This window comes from Shewanella sp. P1-14-1, assembly GCF_001401775.1.
In the GTDB taxonomy this organism is placed as follows: Bacteria; Pseudomonadota; Gammaproteobacteria; order Enterobacterales; family Shewanellaceae; genus Shewanella; species Shewanella japonica.
Map to the genome: position 1 here is coordinate 1 of NZ_LKTL01000048.1, position 7,370 is coordinate 7,370.

Sequence of the window (7,370 nt, forward strand, 5' to 3'; positions counted from 1 at the left end):
CCCCTTGGTTGAAACCTCTGAATTAATCAGGGTTTACGGAGAACTGCAACCAGTTGCAACACCTAAAAACGAAAAAAAACAACACAAAGCAACACCCTCATATGAAGATTTGTTAAGTGCGATAGATATGCTAATAAAAGAGCAGTCTGAAATGAGAAAGGAAATAACAAGCCTCACTAACAGACTCGTATACAAACATGAGTCCCCTAGTGAGAATAGACCAGAGAATGATCCCCTGTGGCCTAAAAACGCCACATGCATCGCTGATATAGTTCTACGAAATGAAATTAAAAACAAATACAATAAGGGCGGATAAACCATTGCTTATCCGCCCCTTATTACTTACCTAATTTTTTTAAAGCACGCTCTAGATTATCTAGCTCTCTCTGTACCTTACGTCCATCATCTCCGGTAAATTCTATTTCAGCCTTACAATTACCGCAGTTGATTTTTTTTCCTGGAACCATTTCATTCACGTTTAACTTAATGCTTCTATTACAGCCGGGGCAATCTATATCAATCGGTATATTCATAAGGCCTCATAATTTAGGCGACATTCACCTCAGGTAAGAACTTTATATTGTCGGGCTTTTCCATATTTTCAGCCTCCCAAGTATCAAGCTTTGCTTGCATGTTAATCCAAACAGCAACGCCCGTTCCCGTAGACTCGGCTAACCTTCTAGCCATAGCATGAGAACACTTGGCTTTCCCATTAACAAACTCACTCAAAGCCTTTCTGGTAATACCCAAATATTCTGCAGCTGAAGTTATCGATAACCCCCTCTCATCCAAAACAGCAAATTTAAAAAATTCACCTGGATGCGTAGGTTTTCTTGTCTGCTTCATTTCTTCTCCAAATTCCCTCCAATTAAGAGGGAGAAATACCACTACAACCTTAATTATAGTGGTCTTTAAAAGCTAACGAGATTTTATCTTCTTTCCGTGGTAATCAAGATAATCGAGAAAAATCGCTCCATCATCTACTATCTGGAAAGTTATCCTCCAATTCCCGTTAACTTCAATACTATACACACCAGACCCAGACCCCTTTTTTTCAGAAAACTTTCTCTGAAAGATAGCTTTTAAGTCTTTTGGGTGGTGTGAACCATCAATAAAATCCAATATTTTTCCAATTGCATTTGTATGGTTAGAATTTAATCCTGACTCATCACCATTTTCGTAAAATTTCTTGAGCCCTTTATGTGAAAAACTTTTGATTGCCAATGCCAATACCTCCGAATGTAAGCTGTAATATTATTAAATAAATTCATAGTTTTATCCTTTTATTTGATTTCATTGTTACCAAATAACACTATCCAAACTATTGAATATATTTACTCTCTTCGGAGTGCTTCTCATAGGGTAGTCATTTGCAACAAAACAATAGTAACCTGTAACGTTACAGGTGTCAACCCTAAAACTGCGCGCAATTGGCAGTTATGTTAAATAGCCTACTTTACCCATCTAAACTCTCAGTTCAGAGTAAATAAACGACCAAACCTACAATTAACCAATATAAACCCGCCGAATGACCGTTAAAACCATTGAAAGTTTAATACGAAAAAACACATTCCACAGTATAAAAAAAGAACGGTAACAGCAGAGGGGGAATAGCGGTTTAAAGTCGAGTTTTCTGCACTTTTGTTTTCAGTGAAAACAAAAAAATCATAAAACTAAACCACTCTAGATAAAAATTTATAAGGTTTTTTCCAACTTAAAACGATAAAAAGACTTAATTTACTTTAAGCCTTTTAAGATACTCAAACCAGATAATTAATACTGAGTGGGCACAAACCCCTAATAGGAAGTTTGTTTATCAAAAACTGAGGGAGGGGGTATAAAGTTAATCCTATTTTTACATTACTTCTATAGGTTCCTGCGGGGGTGGGATAATAATAATATTATCATCCTTACTGTGACTGTTTGATTTCGAAACGGTGCAAGTCACTTTTATTGAGATTGCAGAACTACTTTCCCTTGCGCTAGCATTCATATATATCTCACCTGATGCTTTAGTACTATAATTAAAAAAAGATTGTGTCATTTTATAGCGTAAGTTTCGAACCTCTAAAATCCTTCTAGAAGGATAAGTATCACCACCTGTAGCAACTAACCAAAAGTCATCAGGCTTTTCAAACGCATCGATCTCAAACAATAAATCAACACCTTCTCCATAATCAAAAGGATACTGTTCATACTTTACCGCAGAAGTGGAGACCATTGAAAAGTCTTTATGCCTTTCTGGTACAGTGCACTTCCCAGGTGTTTCAACCGGTTCTCTATCACAGGAATCCTTAATATTATGTCGATTACTGTCTTTCAAATAATGCTTAGCATAATTACTCCCTTTGTTAACAAGGTCGTTATTGATATTCCCACCAACAGTTCCTAAAAGAGCGGCAGGAGAAGAGCTTCCTGCTACTTTAGCTGCAGCCCCGATAACAAATGAGTACTGATCATTATTATCTTTATATTTATCAGCCACTAAAAAAGCTGTGGTAGCTAAAGCTGATTTACTAGCATACTTCTGATCAGCCCCACCTTGAAAGAACATGTCAATACCTTTTTGAATGGCTGGATTATCTGAATAATAACTTCCTTTTTGGGATTCTATTATTGCAAGAGAACCATTAAGTGGTGCAACCTGATTAATGTTTGCAGGAGGTAAACTGTTCACGGGGCAATTTCCAGCATTACTTCCTTTTGCCCCATAAAAAAGGGAGCTATCAACTCCCGATACTACACCTTCACTATTTAGATATTTAGGTATATCCACCTCACCTATTCCTGATGAATATTGAGGGGACAGTTGCTCTTCTTTGTTGGGGACGTATTTAACAGGTTCATCTGTAGTTACACCAACTGTTAAAGCAAGTGAGCCTTTATCAGTAAGTTCATACCCAAAAACAATCGTCCGTTCCTCTGTTGATGGGGCGACACTGAATAGAGGATATAAAGTTGCATCTTGTCTCGCACCAAACGAGTCTGACAAATTAAAAACTTCACGACTTACATTTTTCATTGCTAGTGATATGTTAGGTTTACCTTTACTAAGAAGGTTATAAGGCCCTTTTACTACAGAAATTTTATCATTATTGGTTACCGATGTACGTACAACCAATAACCCTACGTCATCAGAATGCCCAGAAACTTGAAAACATTTCTTAAAAGACTCACCTTTGGGTATATGAAACTTTTTGTATTTAGGAATGTCGAATTCAGCTTCAAGTTTAATTAAGCTACTGGGATAACACTCATTAAAAATGTCGGGTGCAGGCTGTGGAGGTGATGTTGCACCAGCCTCAAAACCTATTAATAAAAGTCCTAACCCTACAATTTTTTTTATCATAAAAACTCCATTTTATTATTTACTCACGATAAATCTAATACCGCCCTCCATCAGTGGGGCGAGAGTAACATATGAGAGGGAGAATTAAACAATTCATTAACAACTTAGGTGTCACCCTCTACCAAGAGGTTAAATATTCGCCAATCAGCATGTTAATTAGGCCATCAGCCACTTGAAAAGGGTTACGTACTCAAGATGTATTCTCAGTGTATTTTTTGGCTCAATTGCTCCTTAATTTCAAGGACTCGATTTGACCAAGATTTCACTTCTGGAGAGTCAGCAGGCATATCCATAAGCTCATTAAGCTCTAACATTAAGCTCTCCAGTTCTGCCATTAATTCAGCTTTAGATTTCATTTTTAGGCGCTTCTGTTTTAAAGGTTATCTGCTGACTTTTATCTTGCAAAGAGCGTAAGTAAACGGGTTTAGATTCTACTGCGGAATAGTTTTTATCAATCATGTCGGTCGCATCTAAATGTGTAATCAGCGCCTTAACCGCCCCCCTATATTTCTCTGGAACACGCATAACCACGGTGTTTTCGTATTTTGTTTTTCTTCCTGCACCAGGGCGAGCACCACCATGTTGTTTCTTTTCCATAATTCCACCTTGAATAAGTTACAAATTCAAAGGTAAATTGATAATGTTACAAATTCAAGATATATTTTGATTATAAGTTGTCACATCAAGGGGGCTAAATGAATTACCCACTGCTCATAAGTCTTATTGCTATATCGGTTTTTCTTATCGTCTATGGGCGCTTTGTTTACAAGACTAGAAAGGAATATCTTGAAGCAAAAAAGGAAGATTAAACCCCAATATAAACGGACACAACGCCAATTCTTTCATGGCCTAATGCTCTAGAGATTTCTAGCCTGATTTCATTGTCTCTTTGTCGCTCCAAATCTGTCATTTCAGTGCGTTTTACCCCGCCATCGGCAGGGCATTTATGGCCTGATAATTCTTGATAAAGATCCCTAGCAAAACGATGCCTCAAGCCGTGGTTCCTATCTAACTTAGCTCTACCGCATTCGTGCTTATAAATCTCCAGCTGCTGCTTTAAATTACGATTAACAGGGATGAGATAACCGTCACCAACAGTGGCAGTAATACGATTTAATAAAGCGGTTTGATGTTGGTTAGTGATCGGGATAGTTCGTGGCCTACCGCCTTTGCATGTTGAACCTTTTAGCGTGATCGAATCGCCATTCCACCCCGTCTTAGGATGAAATAAAATAGCCTCTGTTTTTCTCAAACCAAACGCTCTTTGCAGTTCCAACGCCATTGATGTCGCTGGATCTTTAATGCTTGTCAATTTAACCAGGTCTAACTCTCTGGCCTTGGCGTTCGCAGCGCCCACCAAATCTCGCTTTGCAATTCCGTAAGCTTCATTTCCCTTATTTATTGCGTCTTTTTTACCTATTTTTTCAGCCCACCAACGCAATGCACTCATACGATTTTTAATCGTGCCAGTAGCGATATTTTCGCTGTGCCATTGCTTAACCAAGTGCTCAACATGCTTTGGCTTGAGGGATTTGACGCTCATATTGCGAAATCCACCGACTTTTAGCTGGTCAGCACACAAGCGTAAAATGTCAGTGCGGTTTTTTTGGGTTGCAAAGCCTTCCTGCTTAGCTCTCATCGCTGACTGATGCTGCTGCTTACAAAGCCTTGTCAGCTCCCACTTTAAATTATGTTTACCCTTCGCCATAAGCCCTACTCATTCATTGTTTAAAACTTTTACCTTCAATAAATTCAACTTCAGTCGGTTAGTTTTCTAAGCCATTTCATACCCGAAATGTGAATATGAAAGCCGCTTTTAGCGGTAAGCTTTGTTGAATTAATAGCCTAAATTAAGCCGTTTGCAGTCAGCTCTTTTGAACTTTAAAAATCCTGCAAGGTGATGTTGGGATTTCCTATTTGCCAATCGGTTGAAGGTTAAGTGTGCTCCTGATTTAGTGTTGAAATTGCGTGCTTACACCCAATTTGATTTGGAGCTTTAAAGTTGGTTTCAGTGAAAACCAATCTGATATTTCCATATTTTAATATTTTGATATAAGCATCGAGGGATGCGAGATTTGAACCTCAATTCTCTATCTGTTTTTTGTCGATGACAAACGGAAAGTTGCTATTAGCAACTTTTGAGAATGTTGCTGTGATTGCAGTTTGGAGAAGTGAAGCCAAGGAGCACTGTAGGTTTGCCGTATCTGTCACTTGCCGTTCCTCCAAGTGACAGATACTAGGGCTATCAAACTTGAAACTGTTACTTTTTTCAAATTTGATATTCAAGCAGAGAAATTAGCCACTTCTCATGGACTGATAGACTTCGCTAATCGGCCCATGCTCAGAGGCGCCAGGAAGCGTTTTAGCTCTTTTGTTGATTCAAACCCCACAAGTCCACGCTTTTTAGCTAAAAACGTCTTAAACCTTGAATTAGACCCCTTAGATTTGATATTCCTGCCAGACAGTTGCGAAGCAACATGCTTTTAAATCAAGTTCCAACTTCAAATACCGGTTAACGGCCGTAGGCAAAGCGAACCTTTCGGTTTTCGCTTGTTTTCGGCCTTGGCGTTAGCCAAGAAATGCCGATTCATTTTTTCTTTGATGTGGATTTATCCACAATGCTTTTACCTTTTAAAAAGATCGTTTTTAGATCGTTTTTAAAAACGTTTTTAGGGAAAGTGGTGATCGCTACAGGCCAGTTGCGCCAAGGCTTACAGAGGAGTAAAAAATCGCAAATGTACCCTTTTGATGGTGAAATGTACCCTTTTGATGGTGAGGTGTACCTTTTTGATGGTTTAAGTGTACCTTTTTGATGGTCTAATCCACAGCTTACAATCTAAATGTACCAGCAACCGATGAGGTTTGACTTACTAAGTGTACCCATGATAAAAAAGGTACAAATTCTAATTGTACTTAGTTGATGGTTATGGAAGTTGCTGAAAATAAAGAATACAAGATGACAGACCTGCAAATATCGATTAGTCACGCAATAACTCGTGCAGCTCACGGACTGACGCTAGTTGAAAAACGTATTGTAGCCCTATTTATTGCAAAGTTTGATAATAGTAAACACAGAAAGGCATTAGGGCGTGTAATCCCAGTCCAAGACGCCACAATCAGAATTACAGCAGCAGAATACTCAGAAACTTTCGACATCCCGATGAACATTGCTTATAGAGATTTATTGAAAGGTACAGACAAATTCTTTGACCGTTATTGGCGTGTAATACAAGACACTCCAAAAGGGAAAAAAGAATTTAAATACAACTGGCTTGAAGGGGTAGTTTACCACCACGGAGAAGGGTGGGTTGAAGCAACGTTCGGGCAAAAGACAATCCCACACTTAGTGTTCAGCCTTAAGGACCAATACACAAAATACAAACTTAAATCTACAGTAGCCCTTACCAGTGGTTACTCATGGCGCTTATGGGAACTAATGGCGCAGTTTGCTAATACCAAAAAACCAGCCAATGAAGAGCGCTTGATTCGCATTTCATTAAAAGACTTCCGCCATGCTATGGATACGCCCAAAAGCTACAAATACTCTCAAATTAGGCAAAAAGTTATTGAACCTGCGATTGAACAAATCCTCACACAGAATGAAATTGACGTAACCTGGAGAGCTATTAAAAAAGGACGCTCTGTAGATAGCCTTGAGTTTAAATTTAAACCATGTGATCAATTGAATTTATTTTAACACTACCATCCTATAAAACCTTAAAGAATAGTTGGGCTAGCTGCTAACCCAAAAGTAATGCTGTACAATAACTGCAACACAAGCAACACCTCATCTCTTGATGAATAGATAAAAGGTGCAACATGGCTAAAGTCAATCTGTCACAAGCAGCTAAACTAGTAGGTAAAAACAGAACTACGATATGGCGGCACATTAGCACAGGTAAGCTTTCCATCGAAAGAGATAGGGATGGGCTCCCCTTGGTTGAAACCTCTGAATTAATCAGGGTTTACGGAGAACTGCAACCAGTTGCAACACCTAAAAACGAAAAAAAACAACACAAAG

The 7,370-nt window shown here is 38.6% G+C and carries 9 protein-coding genes and 2 pseudogenes; 4 read left to right on the forward strand and 7 right to left on the reverse strand.

Annotated features, from left to right (window positions below; genetic code table 11):
- Window positions 1-316: pseudogene (locus tag AN944_RS21930) on the forward strand (hypothetical protein); the annotation flags it as partial.
- A gap of 22 nt (window positions 317-338) precedes the next feature.
- On the opposite strand, the gene AN944_RS20600 reads toward AN944_RS21930, so the two are convergent.
- The 7 genes from AN944_RS20600 to AN944_RS20625 all read right to left on the reverse strand — a co-directional run bounded on the left by AN944_RS20600 (window position 339) and on the right by AN944_RS20625 (window position 5,057).
- A complete protein-coding gene (locus AN944_RS20600; protein ID WP_055026529.1) occupies window positions 339-533 on the reverse strand; it encodes a hypothetical protein in 195 nt (64 codons plus the stop codon).
- A gap of 13 nt (window positions 534-546) precedes the next feature.
- Window positions 547-846 (reverse strand): HigA family addiction module antitoxin, encoded by a 300-nt coding sequence (locus AN944_RS20605; protein ID WP_055026530.1) that lies wholly within the window; start codon window positions 844-846, stop codon window positions 547-549.
- Window positions 847-918: 72 nt separating this feature from the next.
- Window positions 919-1,224 (reverse strand): type II toxin-antitoxin system RelE/ParE family toxin, encoded by a 306-nt coding sequence (locus tag AN944_RS20610; protein ID WP_055026531.1) that lies wholly within the window; start codon window positions 1,222-1,224, stop codon window positions 919-921.
- A gap of 631 nt (window positions 1,225-1,855) precedes the next feature.
- On the reverse strand, window positions 1,856-3,349 hold the full coding sequence (locus AN944_RS20615) for a hypothetical protein (protein WP_055026532.1): 1,494 nt from the start codon (window positions 3,347-3,349) through the stop codon (window positions 1,856-1,858).
- Between the two features lie 203 nt (window positions 3,350-3,552).
- Entirely contained in the window at window positions 3,553-3,705 is a 153-nt protein-coding gene (locus tag AN944_RS21660; protein WP_157936244.1) for a hypothetical protein, read from the reverse strand.
- Window positions 3,695-3,946: a hypothetical protein gene (locus AN944_RS20620; RefSeq protein WP_055026533.1), complete on the reverse strand. Its 252-nt coding sequence runs from the start codon at window positions 3,944-3,946 to the stop codon at window positions 3,695-3,697. The genes AN944_RS21660 and AN944_RS20620 overlap by 11 nt, the downstream gene beginning before the upstream one ends.
- A gap of 208 nt (window positions 3,947-4,154) precedes the next feature.
- Window positions 4,155-5,057: a phage integrase N-terminal domain-containing protein gene (locus AN944_RS20625; protein ID WP_055026534.1), complete on the reverse strand. Its 903-nt coding sequence runs from the start codon at window positions 5,055-5,057 to the stop codon at window positions 4,155-4,157.
- 871 nt (window positions 5,058-5,928) lie between these two features.
- Between AN944_RS20625 and AN944_RS20635 the strand changes: the two genes are divergently transcribed.
- The 3 genes and pseudogenes from AN944_RS20635 to AN944_RS21935 form a co-directional block, all read left to right on the forward strand.
- On the forward strand, window positions 5,929-6,162 hold the full coding sequence (locus AN944_RS20635; RefSeq protein ID WP_055026536.1) for a hypothetical protein: 234 nt from the start codon (window positions 5,929-5,931) through the stop codon (window positions 6,160-6,162).
- A gap of 113 nt (window positions 6,163-6,275) precedes the next feature.
- The gene (locus tag AN944_RS20640) at window positions 6,276-7,046 is read left to right on the forward strand and encodes a replication initiation protein (protein WP_157936243.1); all 771 of its coding nucleotides are present in this window, start codon (window positions 6,276-6,278) and stop codon (window positions 7,044-7,046) included.
- Between the two features lie 122 nt (window positions 7,047-7,168).
- A pseudogene (locus AN944_RS21935) lies at window positions 7,169-7,370 on the forward strand (hypothetical protein); the annotation flags it as partial.